Here is a 19,582-nt window from a genome sequence, read left to right as displayed (position 1 = left end):
CCCTGACCAGGAGCGTCCGGGAAAAATGAGCCACCGGTCAGCCATTGGCCCTTGCTGTGGACTGGTGGCCGGGAGTTTCCTCTTAGACGCAGTAACCCGTCTTCAGCGAGCGAGGTCAACTCCGTGTCCAGCACCCTCCCCAGCAGCAACCAGTCGCCCGAGACCGGCACCGCGCGCGTCAAGCGCGGCATGGCCGAGCAGCTCAAGGGCGGCGTCATCATGGACGTCGTCAACGCCGAGCAGGCGAAGATAGCCGAGGACGCGGGCGCGGTCGCCGTCATGGCGCTGGAGCGGGTCCCCGCCGACATCCGCAAGGACGGCGGCGTCGCCCGGATGTCCGACCCGAACATGATCGAAGAGATCATCGAGGCCGTCTCCATCCCGGTCATGGCCAAGTCCCGCATCGGCCACTTCGTCGAGGCCCAGGTCCTGCAGTCCCTCGGCGTCGACTACATCGACGAGTCCGAGGTCCTGACCCCGGCCGACGAGGTCAACCACAGCGACAAGTTCGCCTTCACGACCCCGTTCGTCTGTGGCGCCACCAACCTGGGCGAGGCCCTGCGCCGCATCGCCGAGGGCGCGGCCATGATCCGCTCCAAGGGCGAGGCCGGCACCGGCAACGTCGTCGAGGCCGTGCGTCACCTGCGCCAGATCAAGAACGAGATCGCCAAGCTGCGCGGCTTCGACAACAACGAGCTGTACGCCGCCGCCAAGGACCTGCGCGCCCCGTACGAGCTGGTCAAGGAGGTCTCCGAGCTGGGCAAGCTGCCGGTGGTCCTCTTCTCGGCCGGTGGCGTCGCCACCCCCGCCGACGCCGCCCTGATGCGTCAGCTCGGTGCCGAGGGCGTCTTCGTCGGCTCCGGCATCTTCAAGTCGGGCGACCCGGCCGCGCGCGCCGCCGCCATCGTGAAGGCCACCACTTTCTACGACGACCCCAAGATCATCGCGGACGCGTCCCGCAACCTCGGCGAGGCCATGGTCGGCATCAACTGCGACACCCTCCCCGAGGCCGAGCGCTACGCGAACCGTGGCTGGTAAGGCACTACGTAGATGACTGACACCCCTGTGGTCGGCGTCCTGGCTCTCCAGGGCGACGTACGGGAGCACTTGATCGCCCTGGCCTCGGCGGACGCCGTGGCCAGGCCGGTCCGGCGCCCCGAAGAGCTCGCCGAGGTGGACGGCCTGGTCATCCCGGGCGGGGAGTCCACCACCATCTCCAAACTGGCCGCACTCTTCGGACTGATGGAGCCCCTTCGCGCGCGTGTGCGCGACGGCATGCCGGTCTACGGCAGCTGCGCGGGCATGATCATGCTCGCCGACAAGATCCTGGATCCGCGCTCGGAGCAGGAGACCTTCGGCGGCATCGACATGATCGTGCGCCGCAACGCCTTCGGGCGGCAGAACGAGTCCTTCGAGGCGGCCGTCGACATCGCCGGCATTGACGGAGACCCGGTGGAGGGTGTCTTCATCCGCGCCCCCTGGGTCGAGTCGGTCGGCGCGCGCGTCGAGGTGCTCGCCGAGCACGAGGGGCACATCGTCGCCGTGCGTCAGGGCAACGCGCTCGCCACGTCGTTCCACCCCGAGCTGACGGGCGACCATCGCGTGCACGAGCTGTTCGTCGGGATGGTGCGGGGGCACGCGGCGGCGGGATCCTAGTAGGATCTCTGCGTTCGTACAGTTGGGTAACGCGAAGGAGACAGGCAGATGTCCGGCCACTCTAAATGGGCTACGACGAAGCACAAGAAGGCCGTGATTGACGCCAAGCGCGGCAAGCTCTTCGCGAAGATGATCAAGAACATCGAGGTCGCGGCCCGTACGGGCGGCGCCGACGTGTCCGGCAACCCGACCCTCTTCGACGCCATCCAGAAGGCCAAGAAGAGCTCGGTCCCGAACAAGAACATCGACTCCGCGGTCAAGCGCGGCGCCGGTCTCGAAGCCGGCGGCGCCGACTACGAGACGATCATGTACGAGGGTTACGGCCCGAACGGCGTCGCGGTGCTCATCGAGTGCCTCACCGACAACCGCAACCGCGCGGCATCGGACGTACGCGTCGCGATGACCCGCAACGGCGGCTCGATGGCCGACCCGGGCTCCGTCTCGTACCTCTTCAACCGCAAGGGCGTCGTCATCGTCCCCAAGGGCGAGGCGGGTCTCTCCGAGGACGACGTCCTGGGCGCGGTCCTGGACGCGGGCGCTGAAGAGGTCAACGACCTGGGCGAGTCCTTCGAGGTCCTCTCCGAGGCCACCGACATGGTCGCGGTCCGCACCGCGCTCCAGGAGGCCGGCATCGAGTACGACTCGGCCGACGCCAACTTCGTCCCGACCATGCAGGTCGAGCTGGACGAGGACGGCGCGCGGAAGATCTTCAAGCTCATCGACGCGCTGGAGGACAGCGACGACGTGCAGAACGTCTTCGCCAACTTCGACGTGAGCGACGAGGTCATGGAGAAGGTCGACGCGTAACGCTGCCACGAGCTGAGCGGTTTTCGGCGGGCCGGGTGGGACACACGTCCACCGGCCCGCCGCTGTTGTCAGTGGCAGCGGATAGCCTGGCTCGCAGTCAAAGATCGTCGCCGCGACGAGGGGAGGGGGCGCGCATGCGCGTACTGGGGGTGGACCCCGGCCTCACCCGGTGCGGTGTGGGGGTCGTCGACGGAGTCGCCGGACGCCCGCTGACCATGCGCGGAGTCGGCGTCGTCCGTACGCCCGCCGACGCTGAGCTCGGCCACCGTCTTGTCGCCATCGAGCGCGGCATCGAGCAGTGGCTCGACGAGCACGACCCCGAAGTCCTCGCCGTGGAGCGCGTGTTCAGCCAGCACAACGTCCGTACGGTGATGGGCACCGCCCAGGCCAGCGCCGTCGCCATGCTCTGCGCGTCCCGCCGCGGCATCCCCGTCGCCCTGCACACGCCCAGCGAGGTCAAGGCCGCCGTCACCGGCAACGGCCGCGCGGACAAGGCACAAATCGGGGCGATGGTCACCCGCCTCCTGCGGCTCGACGCACCCCCCAAGCCCGCCGACGCAGCGGACGCCCTCGCCCTCGCCATCTGCCACATCTGGCGCGCCCCCGCCAAGAACCGCCTCCAGCAGGCCGTGGCCCAGAACCGCCTCCAGCAGGCGGCCGCCCTGCACGCGTCGAGAACCCCGAGAACCCCGAAAGCCCCCACAGCACAGAAAGGCCGTACCGCATGATCGCCTTCGTCAGCGGCCCCGTCGCCGCCCTCGCACCCGATTCCGCGGTGGTCGAGGTCGGTGGCATCGGCATGGCCATCCAGTGCGCGCCGAACACCCTCTCCACCCTGCGGATCGGCCAGCAGACCAAGCTCGCCACCTCCCTGGTCGTCCGCGAGGACTCCCTGACCCTGTACGGCTTCGCGGACGACGACGAGCGCCAGACCTTCGAGCTCCTGCAGACCGCGAGCGGCGTCGGGCCGCGCCTCGCCCAGGCCATGCTCGCCGTGCACAGCCCGGACGCCCTGCGCCGCGCGGTCGCCTCCGGAGACGAGAAGGCGCTCACCGCGGTCCCAGGCATCGGCAAGAAGGGCGCCCAGAAGCTGCTCCTGGAGTACAAGGACCGCCTCGGCGAGCCCATCGGCACGGGTGGCCCCGCGATCGGCACCCCTGTCACCTCCGGCTGGAGCGACCAGCTGCACGCGGCGCTCATCGGCCTCGGGTACGCGACGCGGGAGGCCGACGAAGCCGTCGCCGCCGTCACCCCGCAGGCCGAGGCGTCCGAGAAGCCGCAGGTGGGCCAGCTCCTCAAGGCCGCGCTGCAGACGCTGAACCGCACCCGCTAGCACGTGCCGGCCCCTTCACCACCAGAACCACATCGCGAGGCGAGCTCATGAACTGGGACGAGACGACCGACGACACGACCGCCCCCGCGGGGGCGGCCGAGCGGCTCGTCGGTGCGTCGGCCGACGGCGAGGACCAGGCGGTCGAGGCCGCCCTTCGCCCCAAGGACCTGGGTGAGTTCATCGGCCAGGAGAAGGTCCGCGAGCAGCTCGACCTCGTCCTGCGCGCCGCCCGCGCGCGGGGCGCCACCGCCGACCACGTGCTGCTCTCCGGCGCCCCCGGCCTCGGCAAGACCACCCTGTCGATGATCATCGCGGCCGAGATGGGCGCCCCGATCCGCATCACCAGCGGCCCCGCCATCCAGCACGCGGGAGATCTCGCCGCGATCCTCTCCTCCCTCCAGGAGGGAGAGGTGCTCTTCCTCGACGAGATCCACCGGATGTCGCGGCCCGCCGAAGAGATGCTCTACATGGCGATGGAGGACTTCCGCGTCGACGTCATCGTCGGCAAGGGCCCCGGCGCCACCGCCATCCCGCTGGAGCTGCCGCCCTTCACCCTGGTCGGCGCCACCACCAGGGCGGGCCTGCTGCCGCCGCCGCTGCGCGACCGCTTCGGCTTCACCGCGCACATGGAGTTCTACGAACCCGCCGAGCTGGAGCGCGTGATCCACCGCTCCGCGCAGCTCCTCGACGTGGAGATCGACCCGGCGGGCGCCGCCGAGATCGCCGGGCGCTCGCGCGGCACACCCCGTATCGCCAACCGTCTGCTGCGCCGCGTGCGGGACTACGCGCAGGTCAAGGCCGACGGCACGATCAACAGGGACATCGCGGGCGCCGCCCTCAAGGTCTACGAGGTCGACGGACGGGGCCTCGACCGCCTCGACCGCGCGGTCCTGGAGGCCCTGCTCAAGCTCTTCGGCGGCGGACCCGTCGGCCTTTCGACGCTCGCCGTCGCCGTGGGGGAGGAGCGCGAGACGGTCGAGGAGGTCGCCGAGCCCTTCCTGGTGCGGGAGGGACTGCTCGCGCGGACCCCCCGGGGCCGGGTCGGGACGCCCGCCGCTTGGGCACATCTCGGCCTTGTTCCGCCGCGGCAGGCGGGCGGAATCGGACAAGGGGACCTGTTCGGGGCGTGACGGCGCGCGTACTCGCCCGGTCAGGAACTGCGGTGCCATGCTGAGCGTTGTTCGTTAGGTGCGGACTCGCTTAGACTCCGCCGATGCCGCCCTTGTGGGCGGCGTGCCCACCCCCGTCCATCAGGCCGCTCATCTGCGCGGTCATGCGAAGGAAACTCCGTCCCGTGAATATCGTGACCCTCCTCCCCTTCATCGTGCTCATCGGGGCCATGTTCCTGATGACGCGCTCCGCCAAGAAGAAGCAGCAGGCGGCGGCGCAGATGCGCAATGAGATGCAGCCCGGCACCGGCATCCGCACGATCGGGGGCATGTACGCCACCGTCAAGGAGGTTCACGACGACGCCGTCCTCCTTGAGGTGGCTCCCGGCGTGCACGCGTTCTACGCGAAGAACTCCGTGGGCGCCGTCCTCGAGGACGACGAGTACAACCGCATCATCCACGGCACGAGTGCCGTGAAGTCTGACGACCCCGTCGTCCCGGACGACGCCTCCTCCCTGACCGAGACCGACGAGCCCGCCGCCGACGCTTCCGACGACTCGCCCATCGACCTCGGCAAGAAGGACGCGGACAGCGCCCCCAAGGCCGATGACGCCGAGCCGAAGAAGACCGACGGCGAGTCCGACACGAAGTAGCCACCACCGGGGCCCGTGGGGCGCGCCGCTCGCGCTGCCACGGCCCCCGCAGTGCGTGGGTTTCGTGACGGGTCTCGACACCATTTCATGGCCGCCCGACCTGGGAACTCCCTGCTCCGTGCGGGGCAGATCACCGGACGCCGGGGCGGTTGGACAGGGAGAACGAGAAGGTGGCAGCACCTAAGAAGGGCCGAAGGCAGAGCGCCCCGGGCAAGCCGGGACGCTCTTTGGTCTTCATCCTGATCGCCCTCGTGGCGCTCACCGCGGGAATGTTCCTCTCCGGGAACACCACGCCCCGCCTCGGCATCGACCTCGCCGGCGGCACGAGCATCACGCTCCAGGCGAAGAACGAGCCCGGCCAGAAGAACGCGATCAACCCGACCAACATGAACACCGCGGTCAGCATCATCAACAACCGCGTCAATGGTCTGGGTGTGTCCGAGGCCGAGGTGCAGACCCAGGGCGAAGACAACATCATCGTCAACATCCCCAAGGGCACGAACGAGAAGCAGGCGCGCGAGCAGGTCGGTACGACCGCTCAGCTCTACTTCCGTCCCGTCCTGACGGTGGCCGCCGGTGAGCCCACCCCCGATCCGTCCGCCTCGTCCGGCAAGGACAAGGACAAGGGCAAGGACACGCCCAAGGCGACGGACAAGGGCGACGACAAGGCGTCGTCGACGCCGACCGCCACCGGCTCGCCCAGCCCCCAGGGCCGCGCCGTCAGCGACGGCCTGAAGGCAGACCCGACCCCGACGCCGAAGGCCTCGGACAAGGGCGGCGACAAGGGGGCCCCGACCCCCACCCCGTCCGCCGACCCGGCCACCGCGGCGCTGCAGAAGAAGTTCACCGCCCTCGACTGCACCGACAAGGCCCAGCGCGGCAAGGTCGGCGACGGCGTCAAGGCGTCCGAGCAGACCATCGCCTGTGGCAAGAACAACGCGGGGCAGTGGGAGAAGTACGTCCTCGGCCCGGCCGAGCTGAACGGCAAGGACGTCGACGACGCCAAGGCCACCATCAACCAGCAGAGTGGCGCCTGGGTCGTCAACATGGAGTTCACGGGCGGCGGCTCGAAGAAGTTCTCCAAGACCACCAGCAAGCTCTCGCAGCAGCAGCCCCCGATGAACCAGTTCGCCATCGTCCTCGACGGCGAGGTGGCCTCGGCCCCCAGCGTCAACACGACGCTGAACTCGAACGCCGAGATCTCCGGCAGCTTCACCCAGGAGTCGGCCCAGGACCTCGCGAACATCCTGTCGTACGGCGCGCTGCCGCTCACCTTCCACGAGCAGAGCGTCACCACGGTGAGCCCGGCACTCGGCGGCGAGCAGCTGCACGCCGGTCTGATCGCCGGCGCCATCGGCCTCGCGCTCGTCATCATCTACCTGGTGGTCTACTACCGCGGCCTCTCGCTGATCGCCATCGCGAGCCTCCTGGTCTCGGCGGCCCTGACGTACACCCTGATGACGCTGCTCGGCCCGGCCATCTCCTTCACCCTCAACCTGCCCGCGGTGTGTGGTGCGATCGTTGCGATCGGTATCACCGCGGACTCGTTCATCGTGTTCTTCGAACGCGTCAGGGACGAGGTCAGGGAGGGCCGCACGCTGCGGCCCGCCGTGGAGCGTGCCTGGCCGCGTGCCCGACGCACCATCCTGGTCTCCGACTTCGTGTCGTTCCTGGCGGCCGCGGTGCTCTTCATCGTGACGGTCGGCAAGGTCCAGGGCTTCGCGTTCACGCTCGGCCTGACCACGCTGCTCGACGTCGTCGTGGTGTTCTTCTTCACCAAGCCGCTGATGACCCTCATGGCGCGCAAGCCGTTCTTCGCGAACGGCCACAAGTGGTCCGGTCTCGACCCGAAGCGCCTCGGCGCCAAGCCGCCGCTGCGCCGCACCCGCCGCGCCACTGGTTCTTCCGCTGGCCCTGTCGACCCGAAGGAGGCGTGAGATGTCGAAGCTCGGCAATCTCGGCGCCAGGCTCTACCGCGGTGAGGTCGGCTACGACTTCGTCGGCAAGCGCAAGATCTGGTACGGCATCTCGATCCTGATCACCATCACGGCCATCGTCGGCCTGGCGGTGCGTGGCCTGAACATGGGCATCGAGTTCGAGGGCGGCGCGGTCTTCACCACCCCGAAGACCAGCGTCTCGGTCGCGCAGGCCGAGAAGTACGCGGAAGAGGCCTCCGGCCACGACGCCGTCGTCCAGGAGCTCGGCTCGGGCGGTCTGCGCATCCAGGTAGCCGGCGTGGACACCGCCAAGTCCGACCAGATCAAGGCGGACCTGGCGAAGGACATGGACCTCAAGCCCGAGGTCATCAACGCCGACCTCGTGGGCCCCAGTTGGGGTGAGCAGATCAGCAAGAAGGCCTGGACAGGCCTGATCATCTTCATGGTCCTCGTGGTGATCTATCTGGCCATCGCCTTCGAGTGGCGTATGGCCCTGGCCGCGCTGATCGCCCTGATCCACGACATCACGATCACCGTCGGTGTGTACGCACTGGTGGGCTTCGAGGTCACCCAGGGCACGATCATCGGTCTGCTGACGATCCTCGGTTACTCGCTGTACGACACAGTGGTGGTCTTCGACAGCTTGAAGGAGCAGTCGAAGGACCTCACCAAGCAGACGAGGTGGACCTACAGCGAGGTCGCCAACCGAAGCATCAACAGCACCCTGGTGCGCTCGATCAACACCACGGTCGTCGCGCTCCTGCCGGTCGCCGGACTGCTCTTCATCGGCGGCGGCTTCCTCGGCGCCGGCATGCTCAACGACATCTCGCTGTCGCTGTTCGTCGGCCTCGCGGCCGGTGCGTACTCCTCGATCTTCATCGCCACCCCGCTGGTCGCCGACCTCAAGGAGACCGAGCCGGCGATGAAGGCGCTCAAGAAGCGCGTCCTCGCCAAGCGTGCCGCTGCGGTGGCCAAGGGCGAGTCCGTGGAGGTGGAGAACTCCGCTCGGGACGAGGACGACGAGCCGCAGGACGACCTGCCGGAGGACGCCGCCCCCGCGGGCGTCGTCGGCCCGCGCACACAGCCCGCCTCGCGTGGCCGGGGCCGGGGCCGGCCTTCGGGGAAGCGCCGATGACCGAGCTCGCCGGAACGCCCGAGCTGCTGGCCAGCCGCATCCGGGACGTCCCCGACTATCCCGAGCCCGGGGTGATGTTCAAGGACATCACGCCGCTCCTCGCGGACCCGGAGGCCTTCGCCGCGCTGACCGAGGCCCTCGCGGCCCTCGCCGTGCGGTACGGCGCCACGAAGGTCGTCGGCCTCGAGGCCCGAGGCTTCATCCTGGGCGCCCCGGTCGCCCTGCGCGCCGGGCTCGGCTTCATCCCCGTACGGAAGGCGGGCAAGCTCCCCGGAGCCACGCTCAGCCAGTCGTACGACCTGGAGTACGGCAGTGCCGAGATCGAGGTGCACGCCGAGGACCTCGCCGCCGACGACCGCGTCATGGTCATCGACGACGTTTTGGCGACCGGCGGCACCGCCGAGGCGTCCCTGCGGCTCATCCGCCGCGCGGGCGCCCAGGTCGCCGGTGTGGCCGTCCTGATGGAGCTCGGCTTCCTCGGGGGCCGCGCCAAGCTGGAGACGGCCTTGGAGGGCGCCCCGCTGGAGGCCCTCCTCACCGTCTGAGGCGGCTGAGCAGCCACCACGCACACCCGGAGGCGGGCCCGGAGGAATCCGGCGCCCGCCTCAGGCGTTTCTCTCGTAGAAGGGCGTCTCACCAGCTGAAGGAGAGCCGAAGGTCGAGGATCGATACCATGGGCTCTTCGGGGCCTGACCGGGGGACCCGGATCGCGCACAGGGAGCGCCTCTTGCCAGACGATTCCAAGGCACTCACCGCCGCCAAGGCCGCAGAGGCCAAGCGCGCGGCGGCGCATGCTGCCACGCCCGCGAAGAACGCGACGCCCGCGAGGCAGCAGGAGAGCACGCCCCCCAGCGCCCCCGGCGGCACGTCCGCGCCGAGTACACCTGGCGACAGCGCCCAGCGTGACAAGCCGGTCGCCGAAGCCCGCCCCAAGCCCCCCACCGAGGCCCGCGCGGGCAGCACGACGCCCACGCCCCGCCCCACCGCGGCCAGGAACGAGCGCTCCGGCTCCTCCAACCGAGTACGCGCACGCCTCGCCCGCCTCGGCGTCCAGCGCTCCAACCCATACAACCCGGTCCTCGAGCCGCTGCTGCGGATAGTGCGCAGCAACGACCCCAAGATCGAGACGGCGACGCTGCGGCAGATCGAGAAGGCCTACCAGGTCGCCGAGCGCTGGCACCGCGGCCAGAAGCGCAAGAGCGGCGACCCGTACATCACGCACCCCCTCGCCGTGACGACGATCCTCGCCGAGCTCGGCATGGATCCGGCCACGCTGATGGCGGGCCTGCTGCACGACACGGTTGAGGACACCGAGTACGGCCTCGACACCCTCAAGCGTGACTTCGGCGACCAGGTCGCCCTCCTCGTCGACGGCGTCACCAAGCTGGACAAGGTCAAGTTCGGCGAGGCGGCGCAGGCCGAGACCGTGCGCAAGATGGTCGTCGCCATGGCCAAGGACCCCCGCGTCCTGGTCATCAAGCTCGCCGACCGCCTGCACAACATGCGCACGATGCGCTATCTCAAGCGCGAGAAGCAGGAGAAGAAGGCCCGCGAGACGCTGGAGATCTACGCACCCCTGGCCCACCGCCTGGGCATGAACACCATCAAGTGGGAGCTGGAGGACCTCGCCTTCGCGATCCTCTACCCCAAGATGTACGACGAGATCGTGCGCCTGGTCGCCGAGCGCGCCCCCAAGCGCGACGAGTACCTCGCCATAGTGACCGACGAGGTCCAGGCCGACCTGCGCGCAGCCCGCATCAAGGCCACCGTCACCGGGCGCCCGAAGCACTACTACAGCGTCTACCAGAAGATGATCGTCCGCGGCCGTGACTTCGCGGAGATCTACGACCTGGTGGGCATCCGCGTCCTGGTCGACACGGTCCGCGACTGCTATGCCGCACTCGGCACCGTCCACGCGCGATGGAATCCGGTCCCCGGCCGGTTCAAGGACTACATCGCGATGCCGAAGTTCAACATGTACCAGTCGCTGCACACGACGGTCATCGGCCCCAGCGGCAAGCCCGTCGAGCTCCAGATCCGCACGTTCGACATGCACCGCCGCGCCGAGTACGGCATCGCCGCGCACTGGAAGTACAAGCAGGAGCCGTCCGCCGGCGCCTCCAAGGTGCGTACGGACGTGCCGAGGAAGACCGGTGGCAAGGACGACCACCTCAACGACATGGCGTGGCTGCGCCAGCTCCTGGACTGGCAGAAGGAGACCGAGGACCCCAGCGAGTTCCTCGAATCGCTGCGCTTCGACCTGTCGCGCAACGAAGTCTTCGTCTTCACGCCGAAGGGCGACGTCATAGCGCTCCCGGCGGGCGCGACCCCGGTCGACTTCTCGTACGCCGTCCACACCGAGGTCGGCCACCGCACCATAGGGGCCCGGGTCAACGGACGGCTCGTGCCGCTCGAATCGACCCTGGACAACGGCGACTTGGTGGAGGTCTTCACCTCCAAGGCGGCCGGCGCGGGCCCGTCCCGCGACTGGCTCGGCTTCGTCAAATCACCGCGGGCGCGCAACAAGATCCGCGGCTGGTTCTCCAAGGAGCGCCGGGACGAGGCCATCGAGCAGGGCAAGGACGCCATCGCGCGTGCCATGCGCAAGCAGAACCTGCCGATCCAGCGCATCCTCACGGGCGACTCCCTGGTCACCCTCGCGCACGAGATGCGCTACCCCGACATCTCGTCCCTCTACGCGGCGATCGGCGAAGGCCACGTCACCGCGCAGTCCGTCGTGCAAAAGCTCGTCCAGGCGCTCGGCGGCGAGGAGGCCGCCAACGAGGACATCGCCGAGAGCGCGCCGCCCTCGCGCGGCCGCAGCAAGCGCCGCGCCAACGCCGACCCCGGCGTCGTCGTCAAGGGCGTCGAGGACGTATGGGTCAAGCTGGCCCGCTGCTGTACGCCTGTCCCCGGGGACGGGATCATCGGCTTCGTCACGCGCGGCAGCGGCGTATCGGTTCACCGCGCCGACTGCGTGAACGTCGACTCGCTCTCGCGCGAGCCCGAGCGGATCCTGGAAGTCGAGTGGGCGCCCACCCAGTCGTCGGTCTTCCTGGTCGCCATCCAGGTGGAGGCCCTCGATCGTTCGCGGCTGCTCTCGGACGTCACGCGCATCCTGTCGGACCAGCACGTGAATATCCTGTCCGCGGCCGTCCAGACCTCCCGCGACCGGGTCGCCACCTCGCGCTTCACCTTCGAGATGGGCGACCCCAAGCACCTGGGCCATGTGCTCAAGGCGGTCAGGGGAGTCGAGGGCGTGTACGACGTGTACCGCGTGACGTCGGCGCGCAGGCCGTAAACCGGGTCACTACGTAGCGGGGCTCCCGTACATCGCGTACGGGAGCCCTTCTACGTAGTGCGCGGAAAACTCAGCCGCCGAACTCGTGCAGACCCTTGAGGGCCTGGTCGAGCAGCGCCTGACGGCCGTCGAGCTCCCTCTGGAGCTTGTCCGCCTTGGCGTTGTTGCCCGCGGCGCGCGCCTTCTCGATCTGCTCCGTCAGCTTGTCCACCGCCGCCTGCAGCTGGCCCGTCAGGCCCGCGGCCCGCGCTCGCGCCTCAGGGTTCGTGCGGCGCCACTCGGCTTCCTCGGTCTCCTGAAGGGCGCGTTCCACCGCGTGCATCCGGCCCTCGACCTTCGGCCGCGCGTCACGCGGGACGTGGCCGATGGCCTCCCAGCGCTCGTTGAGCGTACGGAAGGCGGCGCGCGCCGACTTGAGGTCCTTCACCGGGACGAGCTTCTCGGCCTCCTCGGCCAGCTCCTCCTTCAGCTTCAGGTTCTCCGTCTGCTCGGCGTCCCGCTCCGCGAAGACCGAGCTGCGCGCCGCGAAGAACACGTCCTGTGCGCCGCGGAAGCGGTTCCACAGGTCGTCCTCGTGCTCGCGCTGCGCACGGCCCGCGGCCTTCCACTCGGTCATCAGGTCGCGGTACCGCGCGGCCGTCGGGCCCCAGTCGGTCGACCCGGAGAGCGCCTCGGCCTCGCCGACCAGCTTCTCCTTGGTCTTGCGGGCCTCCTCGCGCTGGGCGTCGAGCGAGGCGAAGTGGGCCTTGCGCCGCTTGGAGAACGCCGAGCGGGCATGCGAGAAGCGGTGCCACAGCTCGTCGTCCGACTTGCGGTCCAGGCGCGGCAGACCCTTCCAGGTGTCCACCAGGGCGCGAAGACGCTCGCCCGCCGCCCGCCACTGCTCGCTCTGGGCGAGCTCCTCGGCCTCGACGACCAGCGCCTCCTTGGCGTGCCTCGCCTCGTCCGACTGCTTGGCCTTCTGGACCTTGCGCTCTTCGCGGCGCGCGTCGACGGTCTCGACGAGCTTGTCCAGACGCGTGCTGAGGGCTTCCAGATCGCCGACCGCGTGCGCCTCGTCCACCTGCTGGCGCAGGTGGTCGATGGCGGTCATGGCGTCCTTGGCCGACAGGTCGGTCGTTTTCACCCGGCGCTCGAGAAGTCCGATCTCGACGACCAGACCGTCGTACTTGCGCTCGAAGTAGGCGAGGGCCTCGTCAGGAGATCCCGCCTTCCACGAACCGACTTCGCGCTCACTGCCGTCGGCCTTGCGCACGTACACGGTCCCCGTCTCGTCGACGCGGCCCCACGGGTCGCTGCTCACAGCGCCTCCTCCACATGATGCCTGCGCAGGGCCTCGGGCCCCCGGCATCGTCCACAGTTTCGTCACCGCCAAGATAGGCGACCGGCGGGGCGGCTGTCCGCATCCCGCGCGTCCGAAGTTTGCCCGCGGGCGGTCAGGATTTCGACATGGTCGCCTTGTTGATGACGACCGTCGCGTTCGGGGCGCCCTCGCCCTGCCCGGTGCTCTCGCCGGCGTCGGCGATCTTCTTGAGCACCTTCATCCCGGAATCGGAAATGGTCCCGAACGGTGTGTAGTCGGGCGGCAGCTGACTGTCCCGGTAGACCAGGAAGAACTGGCTGCCACCGGAGTCACGGCCCTTCTTCTCCTGGGCGTTGTACTGGTTGGCCATCGCGACCGTACCCGCCGGATACACGTTCCCCTTCAGGCTCTTGTCCTTGAGGTTCTCGTCCGGGATCGAGTAGCCGGGGCCGCCCTCGCCGGTGCCCTTCGGGTCGCCGCACTGCAGGACGTAGATGCCGCCCGAGACGAGCCGGTGGCACTTCGTGTGGTCGAGATAGCCCTTGTTCAGAAGGAAGTTGAAGGAGTTGACCGTGCGCGGAGCCTTGGCCGCCGAGAGGTTCAGGTCGATGTCGCCGCAGGTGGTGGCGAGCTTCATCGCGTAGTCGGCCGACTTGTCGATCGTGAGCTTCGGTTCCTTCTTGAAGCTGAGCGGCTTCACCTTGCCGCCCGCGGGCTTCTCGCAGGGATCCGCCTTGGTGGTGGGGTTCGCGTTCGCCGTGTTCTCCGACTTGCCGTCGTCGTCGAAGGCGCCTGCCGCGTACGACACCGCGCCACCGGCCACCACCACCGCGAGCGCCGAGGCGATCACCGCGTTGCGCATCCGCGCCCTGCGTCGCGCGGCCTCCCGGCGCTGCTGCTGCCGCAAGAACTTCTCCCGGGCGAGCTGACGCCGCCGCTGATCGTTGCTGACCACCGGGTGATCTCTCCTCTGCGTGGATGACCGCTTCTGTTAGCCCCGTACCGTATATGGGTTAGCTGTGGAATCGGGAGCGCCGGTAGGCTCTGATCTGCCGCGATCCCGCGCGGTCACCTCCGCCGGACGACGAACGAAGGACGATCGTGCTCATTGCCGGGTTTCCCGCTGGGGCCTGGGGCACCAACTGCTACTTGGTCGCCCCCGCCGCAGGCGAGGAGTGCGTGATCATCGACCCGGGCCACCAGGCCGCCGAGGGAGTCGAGGACGCACTCAAGAAGCATCGGCTCAAGCCCGTCGCGGTCGTCCTCACCCATGGCCACATCGACCATGTCGCCTCGGTCGTGCCGGTCTGCGGTGCGCACGACGTGCCCGCGTGGATCCACCCCGACGACCGGTACATGATGAGCGACCCGGAGAAGGCCATAGGCCGTTCCTTCGGCGCGCAGCTGCTCGGCGAACTGACCGTGGGGGAGCCCTCCGACGTCAAGGAGCTGGCCGACGGCGCCCGGTTGAAGCTCGCCGGTCTGGACTTCTCCGTCGCGCACGCGCCGGGGCATACGAAGGGGTCGGTGACGTTCCAGCTCCCCGAGTCCGCCGAGGTTCCCTCGGTGTTCTTCTCGGGCGACCTGCTCTTCGCCGGCTCCATCGGCCGCACCGACCTGCCCGGCGGATCGCAGGACGAGATGCTCGAATCGCTGGCGCGCGTGTGCCTGCCGCTCGACGACTCGACCGTGGTCCTGCCCGGTCACAACGAGCACACGACCATCGGCCGTGAGCGCGCCACCAACCCGTATCTGCGTCAGGTGGCCGCCGGCCTGGGAGCCGACGCTCCCCGACGAGGAATGTGACGAGAGAAAACCCGTGAGCACCTTCAAGGCCCCCAAGGGCACCTACGACCTGCTGCCCCCGGACTCGGCGAAGTACCTGGCGGTGCGCGAGGCCATCTCCGCGCCGCTGAAGAACTCCGGGTACGGATACGTCGAGACGCCCGGCTTCGAGAACGTCGAGCTGTTCTCGCGCGGCGTCGGCGAGTCCACCGACATCGTCTCCAAGGAGATGTACGCCTTCGAGACCAAGGGCGGCGACCAGCTCGCCCTGCGCCCCGAGGGCACCGCCTCCGTACTACGCGCGGCCCTGGAAGCCAACCTGCACAAGGCGGGCAACCTCCCGGTCAAGCTCTGGTACTCGGGCTCGTACTACCGCTACGAGCGCCCGCAGAAGGGCCGCTACCGCCACTTCTCGCAGGTCGGCGCCGAGGCGATCGGCGCCGAGGACCCGGCCCTGGACGCCGAGTTGATCATCCTCGCCGACCAGGCGTACCGCGCGCTCGGCCTGCGGCAGTTCCGCATCCTGCTGAACTCGCTGGGCGACAAGGAGTGCCGCCCCGTCTACCGCGCCGCGCTGCAGGACTTCCTGCGCGGGCTCGACCTGGACGAGGAGACACGTCGACGTATCGACATCAACCCGCTGCGGGTCCTCGACGACAAGCGCGACGACGTCCAGAAGCAGCTGGTCGGCGCCCCGATGCTGCGCGACTACCTGTGCGACGCGTGCAAGGCGTACCACGATCAGGTCCGCGAGCTGATCACGGAGGCGGGCGTCGCCTTCGAGGACGACGAGAAGCTGGTCCGCGGCCTGGACTACTACACCCGCACGACCTTCGAGTTCGTCCACGACGGCCTCGGCTCGCAGTCCGCGGTGGGCGGCGGCGGTCGCTACGACGGCCTGTCCGAGATGATCGGCGGCCCCTCGCTGCCGTCGGTGGGCTGGGCGCTCGGCGTGGACCGCACGGTCCTCGCCCTGGAGGCGGAGGGCGTGGAGCTCGAACTGCCCTCGGCGACCAGTGTGTTCGCGGTGCCGCTCGGTGACGAGGCAAGGCGGGTCCTGTTCGCCAAGGTGACCGAGCTGCGCAGGGCGGGCGTCGCCGCCGACTTCTCGTACGGCGGCAAGGGCCTCAAGGGAGCCATGAAGAACGCCAACCGCAGCGGCGCACGCTTCACGATCGTCGCCGGTGAGCGTGATCTCGCCGAGGGTGTCGTCCAGCTCAAGGACATGGAGTCCGGGGAGCAGGACGCCGTCGCGGTGGACGAGATCGTGGCCGTTCTGCAGGGCAAGCTGGCCTAGCCTCGCGCGCATACGAAGGGCCCCGGCGGACCGAACGCCCGGGGCCCTTCGCACGTACCTCCTTATGTCCATCGAACGGTGGAGACCCGCGTGCGTGCGGCACAATGTCCCTGCCCCCAGGCCCCTGAGCGACGGAACGGCGTGATGAGCAAGACGACCCCGGCAAGCGACAGCCTCCCCTCCGAGCACGATCACGGCGGAAGGGGCGCGGACGCGCCACGCGGTGCCGGCGGGAGCCGTGCGTTCGCGCTGCTTCTGGTGATCACGGGTGCGGCGGGGCTGCTCGCGGCGTGGGTCATCACGCTGGACAAGTTTAAGCTCCTCGAAGACCCGGACTTCACGCCCGGCTGCAGCCTGAATCCGGTGGTCTCCTGCGGCAACATCATGAAGAGCGAGCAGGCGTCGGTGTTCGGGTTCCCGAACCCGATGCTGGGCATCGCCGCGTACGCCGTCGTGATCTGTGTCGGCATGAGTCTGCTGGGCCGTGCGCGCTTCCCGCGCTGGTACTGGCTGACGGTGAACGCGGGCATGCTCTTCGGGGTCGGGTTCTGCACGTGGCTGATGTACCAGTCGCTGTACGAGATCAACTCGCTGTGCCTGTGGTGCTGCCTGGCCTGGGTCGCCACGATCGTCATGTTCTGGTACGTGACGTCGTTCAACGTCCGTAACGGCTTCCTGCCCGCGCCGTCCTGGCTGCGTACGTTCTTCGCCGAGTTCACCTGGGTGCTTCCGGTGCTGCACGTCGGCATCATCGGCATGCTGATCCTCACGCGCTGGTGGGACTTCTGGACCAGCTGACAGCGCCGAGGGCGTTGTCAGTGGGCTGACGTAGGGTTCGAACCGTGGAGCCCGATCTGTTCACCGCAGCCGCCGAGGACCGCCAGGAGAAGGACCCGTCGACGAGTCCCCTGGCCGTCCGGATGCGCCCGCGCACCCTCGAAGAAGTCGTCGGCCAGCAGCATTTGCTGAAGCAGGGCTCGCCCCTGCGGAGGCTGGTCGGCGAGGGCGGCGGAGGACCCGCGGGACCGTCGTCGGTGTTCCTGTGGGGACCGCCGGGCATCGGCAAGACGACCCTTGCGTACGTGGTCTCCAAGGCCACGAACAAGCGCTTCGTGGAGCTCTCCGCGATCACCGCCGGAGTGAAGGAAGTCCGCGCGGTCATCGAGGGAGCCCGGCGCGCGATGGGCGGCCACGGCAAGGAGACCGTCCTCTTCCTGGACGAGATCCACCGCTTCAGCAAGGCCCAGCAGGACTCCCTGCTGCCCGCCGTCGAGAACCGCTGGGTCACGCTCATCGCGGCGACGACGGAGAACCCGTACTTCTCGATCATCTCCCCGCTCCTGTCCCGCTCCCTCCTCCTCACGCTCGAACCCCTCACGGACGACGACCTGCGCGGCCTGCTGCGCCGGGCGCTCGCCGAGGAGCGGGGCCTCGGCGGCGCCGTGGAGCTGCCCGAGGACACCGAGGAGCACCTCCTGCGGATCTCCGGCGGCGACGCCCGGCGCGCGCTCACCGCCCTGGAGGCCGGCGCAGGGTCGGCCCTCGCCAAGGGGGAGAAGGAGATCACCCTCCAGAGCCTGGAGGAGTCGGTCGACCGCGCCGCCGTGAAGTACGACCGCGACGGCGACCAGCACTACGACGTCGCGAGCGCCCTGATCAAGTCCATCCGCGGTTCGGACGTGGACGCGGCCCTGCACTATCTCGCCCGGATGATCGAGGCGGGCGAGGACCCCCGCTTCATCGCACGGCGCCTGATGATCTCCGCCAGCGAGGACATCGGCCTCGCCGACCCCACGGCACTGCCCACCGCGGTCGCCGCCGCCCAGGCCGTCGCGATGATCGGCTTCCCGGAGGCAGCGCTCACCCTCAGCCACGCGACGATCGCCCTCGCCCTGGCCCCGAAGTCGAACGCCGCGACGATCGCCATCCAGTCCGCCCAGGCCGACGTCCGCGCGGGCCTCGCGGGCCCCGTCCCACCCCACCTGCGCGACGGGCACTACAAGGGAGCGGCCAAGCTCGGCCACGCCCAGGGCTATGTGTATCCGCACGACGTGCCGGGCGCGATCGCCGCCCAGCAGTACGCACCGGACACCGTCGCCGCCAAGCGCTACTACCAACCCACGCGCTATGGAGCCGAGGCGCGGTACGCGGACGTGGTGGAGCGGGTTCGGGAGCGCCTCAAGGGGGAGTAGCCGCCCGGCCCACGGCGGGCGGACCCCGGCGCTCCCGCCTACGCTCGGCGCCATGGGCACAGCACCGGGACCGCGCGCGGGGGCCCTCCTGCTCGTTGCCGCCCTCGCCACGGCCTGCACGCCCCCGCAACTGGAGCGAGCCGAGTCCCGCCGCGCGACCGCGACCGCGAAGGAGGCCGCGGAGCCCACGGCGAAGCCGCCCCCCACGGCTGCCCTCGCCGGCCACGGCTTCCCGCCCACCGCAGCGCAGGCCCGCGACCAGCTCACCGGCCTCGCCGTCGCATGGGGCAAGAACTGGCAGACGTACAAGCGCTCCGCGTTCGGCGTGGGCTGGTCCGACGACACCGACGCCCCCGGCGGCCGCAACGGCTGCGACACCCGTGACGACGTCCTGCGACGCGACCTGAAGGACTTGCGCGAGGGCGACCGCAACCCCTGCGTCGTCCTCTCCGGCGTCCTGCACGACCCGTACACCGGCCAGAAGCTGCCGTACTACTACCGCCGTGCCTCGCAGATCCAGACCGACCACGTCGTCGCGCTCGGCGCCGCCTGGCAGGCAGGAGCCTGGGCGTGGAACGCCGAGCGGCGCCTCACGTACGCCAATGACCTGGACGTCCTGCTCGCCGCCGACAAGGCGACGAACTACACGAAGAGCAGCCAGACCCCCGACAAGTGGAAGCCCCCGCGCAAGGAATACTGGTGCGAGTACGGCCGCCGCTGGACCGGCATCAAGACCAAGTACGCCCTCACGGTCACGGCCCCCGAGAAACTGGCCCTCCAGGACCTCCTCGCCACCTGCGGCTGAAGCACGGACCCCCGAGGCGCCCGCGGCCGAGGCACCCCTCGTCACCCGGTACACTTGCCCGAAGTGCTGCGTCCCGTGTCCGGTCTCGTACCGGCACCACCAGAACGGGACATCCAGCCGGAGCCCAGGACCTCACCGTCCAGGGATCTCCAGGAGCGTCGCGCACCGTCGAAGGTGTCGCGGGCAGCCCACCACCATCTCGTACTCCGGGAAGCGGTCGGTGGGCCACTCGCGTGCTGCACATAGTGCCCAGACCAGGGAGCGGCTGC

Annotated in this window: 18 protein-coding genes; 16 read left to right on the top strand and 2 right to left on the bottom strand. The window is 69.4% G+C overall.

The window, feature by feature from the left end; translation table 11 throughout:
- The first annotated feature begins 123 nt into the window (after positions 1-123).
- From pdxS to ACIBCK_RS19420, 11 genes are all read left to right on the top strand, one after another.
- A complete protein-coding gene (gene pdxS / locus ACIBCK_RS19470; protein WP_160503800.1) occupies positions 124-1,038 on the top strand; it encodes a pyridoxal 5'-phosphate synthase lyase subunit PdxS in 915 nt (304 codons plus the stop codon).
- Positions 1,039-1,050: 12 nt separating this feature from the next.
- A complete protein-coding gene (gene pdxT / locus ACIBCK_RS19465; protein WP_399391775.1) occupies positions 1,051-1,656 on the top strand; it encodes a pyridoxal 5'-phosphate synthase glutaminase subunit PdxT in 606 nt (201 codons plus the stop codon).
- Between the two features lie 48 nt (positions 1,657-1,704).
- Entirely contained in the window at positions 1,705-2,463 is a 759-nt protein-coding gene (locus tag ACIBCK_RS19460; protein WP_371530267.1) for a YebC/PmpR family DNA-binding transcriptional regulator, read from the top strand.
- 134 nt (positions 2,464-2,597) lie between these two features.
- Entirely contained in the window at positions 2,598-3,191 is a 594-nt protein-coding gene (ruvC, locus tag ACIBCK_RS19455; RefSeq protein WP_399391773.1) for a crossover junction endodeoxyribonuclease RuvC, read from the top strand.
- On the top strand, positions 3,188-3,796 hold the full coding sequence (gene ruvA / locus ACIBCK_RS19450; RefSeq protein WP_399391771.1) for a Holliday junction branch migration protein RuvA: 609 nt from the start codon (positions 3,188-3,190) through the stop codon (positions 3,794-3,796). Before ruvC ends, ruvA begins: the two co-directional genes overlap by 4 nt.
- A gap of 47 nt (positions 3,797-3,843) precedes the next feature.
- Positions 3,844-4,926, top strand: a complete 1,083-nt coding sequence (gene ruvB, locus ACIBCK_RS19445) for a Holliday junction branch migration DNA helicase RuvB (protein WP_399391769.1) — start codon at positions 3,844-3,846, stop codon at positions 4,924-4,926.
- Positions 4,927-5,090: 164 nt separating this feature from the next.
- Positions 5,091-5,558: a preprotein translocase subunit YajC gene (yajC, locus tag ACIBCK_RS19440; RefSeq protein ID WP_367039972.1), complete on the top strand. Its 468-nt coding sequence runs from the start codon at positions 5,091-5,093 to the stop codon at positions 5,556-5,558.
- A 170-nt stretch (positions 5,559-5,728) separates the two neighbouring features.
- Positions 5,729-7,495: a protein translocase subunit SecD gene (gene secD, locus ACIBCK_RS19435; protein WP_399391766.1), complete on the top strand. Its 1,767-nt coding sequence runs from the start codon at positions 5,729-5,731 to the stop codon at positions 7,493-7,495.
- Position 7,496: 1 nt separating this feature from the next.
- Positions 7,497-8,630: a protein translocase subunit SecF gene (gene secF, locus ACIBCK_RS19430; RefSeq protein ID WP_399391764.1), complete on the top strand. Its 1,134-nt coding sequence runs from the start codon at positions 7,497-7,499 to the stop codon at positions 8,628-8,630.
- Positions 8,627-9,175 carry an adenine phosphoribosyltransferase gene (locus ACIBCK_RS19425; RefSeq protein ID WP_399391762.1) on the top strand — a complete coding sequence of 183 codons (549 nt, stop codon included), beginning with the start codon at positions 8,627-8,629 and terminating at the stop codon, positions 9,173-9,175. Before secF ends, ACIBCK_RS19425 begins: the two co-directional genes overlap by 4 nt.
- 182 nt (positions 9,176-9,357) lie before the next feature.
- A complete protein-coding gene (locus ACIBCK_RS19420) occupies positions 9,358-11,931 on the top strand; it encodes a RelA/SpoT family protein (protein WP_399391760.1) in 2,574 nt (857 codons plus the stop codon).
- A 70-nt stretch (positions 11,932-12,001) separates the two neighbouring features.
- Here the strand turns inward: ACIBCK_RS19420 and ACIBCK_RS19415 are convergent, their stop codons facing one another.
- Both ACIBCK_RS19415 and ACIBCK_RS19410 read right to left on the bottom strand, forming a co-directional pair.
- On the bottom strand, positions 12,002-13,234 hold the full coding sequence (locus ACIBCK_RS19415; protein WP_399391758.1) for a DUF349 domain-containing protein: 1,233 nt from the start codon (positions 13,232-13,234) through the stop codon (positions 12,002-12,004).
- A 133-nt stretch (positions 13,235-13,367) separates the two neighbouring features.
- Positions 13,368-14,189, bottom strand: a complete 822-nt coding sequence (locus ACIBCK_RS19410; protein WP_399391756.1) for a peptidylprolyl isomerase — start codon at positions 14,187-14,189, stop codon at positions 13,368-13,370.
- A gap of 146 nt (positions 14,190-14,335) precedes the next feature.
- On the opposite strand from ACIBCK_RS19410, the gene ACIBCK_RS19405 reads away from it, so the two are divergent.
- The 5 genes from ACIBCK_RS19405 to ACIBCK_RS19385 all read left to right on the top strand — a co-directional run bounded on the left by ACIBCK_RS19405 (position 14,336) and on the right by ACIBCK_RS19385 (position 19,313).
- Complete coding sequence (locus ACIBCK_RS19405) at positions 14,336-15,040, top strand: MBL fold metallo-hydrolase (RefSeq protein WP_399391755.1); 705 nt, start codon at positions 14,336-14,338, stop codon at positions 15,038-15,040.
- 13 nt (positions 15,041-15,053) lie between these two features.
- Complete coding sequence (gene hisS / locus ACIBCK_RS19400) at positions 15,054-16,316, top strand: histidine--tRNA ligase (RefSeq protein WP_399391753.1); 1,263 nt, start codon at positions 15,054-15,056, stop codon at positions 16,314-16,316.
- Positions 16,317-16,460: 144 nt separating this feature from the next.
- On the top strand, positions 16,461-17,114 hold the full coding sequence (locus ACIBCK_RS19395; protein ID WP_399391751.1) for a vitamin K epoxide reductase family protein: 654 nt from the start codon (positions 16,461-16,463) through the stop codon (positions 17,112-17,114).
- Positions 17,115-17,158: 44 nt separating this feature from the next.
- Positions 17,159-18,508: a replication-associated recombination protein A gene (locus tag ACIBCK_RS19390; protein WP_399391750.1), complete on the top strand. Its 1,350-nt coding sequence runs from the start codon at positions 17,159-17,161 to the stop codon at positions 18,506-18,508.
- A 52-nt stretch (positions 18,509-18,560) separates the two neighbouring features.
- Positions 18,561-19,313 carry an HNH endonuclease family protein gene (locus ACIBCK_RS19385; protein ID WP_399391748.1) on the top strand — a complete coding sequence of 251 codons (753 nt, stop codon included), beginning with the start codon at positions 18,561-18,563 and terminating at the stop codon, positions 19,311-19,313.
- Positions 19,314-19,582 lie beyond the last annotated feature (269 nt).

It is taken from the genome of Streptomyces sp. NPDC051218 (assembly GCF_044455475.1).
Lineage (GTDB): Bacteria > Actinomycetota > Actinomycetes > Streptomycetales > Streptomycetaceae > Streptomyces.
Note: the sequence above shows the minus strand (reverse complement) of the source record. Positions and strands in the feature narration are given on the sequence as shown.

Excerpts from the sequence above, each read along its gene's own strand:
- pdxT (WP_399391775.1), top strand. The coding sequence starts at position 1,051 with ATGACTGACACCCCTGTGGTCGGCGTCCTGGCTCTCCAGGGCGACGTA.
- ACIBCK_RS19460 (WP_371530267.1), top strand. The coding sequence starts at position 1,705 with ATGTCCGGCCACTCTAAATGGGCTACGACGAAGCACAAGAAGGCCGTG.
- ruvC (WP_399391773.1), top strand. The coding sequence starts at position 2,598 with ATGCGCGTACTGGGGGTGGACCCCGGCCTCACCCGGTGCGGTGTGGGG.
- ruvA (WP_399391771.1), top strand. The coding sequence starts at position 3,188 with ATGATCGCCTTCGTCAGCGGCCCCGTCGCCGCCCTCGCACCCGATTCC.
- ruvB (WP_399391769.1), top strand. The coding sequence starts at position 3,844 with ATGAACTGGGACGAGACGACCGACGACACGACCGCCCCCGCGGGGGCG.
- secF (WP_399391764.1), top strand. The coding sequence starts at position 7,497 with ATGTCGAAGCTCGGCAATCTCGGCGCCAGGCTCTACCGCGGTGAGGTC.
- ACIBCK_RS19425 (WP_399391762.1), top strand. The coding sequence starts at position 8,627 with ATGACCGAGCTCGCCGGAACGCCCGAGCTGCTGGCCAGCCGCATCCGG.
- ACIBCK_RS19395 (WP_399391751.1), top strand. The coding sequence starts at position 16,461 with ATGAGCAAGACGACCCCGGCAAGCGACAGCCTCCCCTCCGAGCACGAT.
- ACIBCK_RS19385 (WP_399391748.1), top strand. The coding sequence starts at position 18,561 with ATGGGCACAGCACCGGGACCGCGCGCGGGGGCCCTCCTGCTCGTTGCC.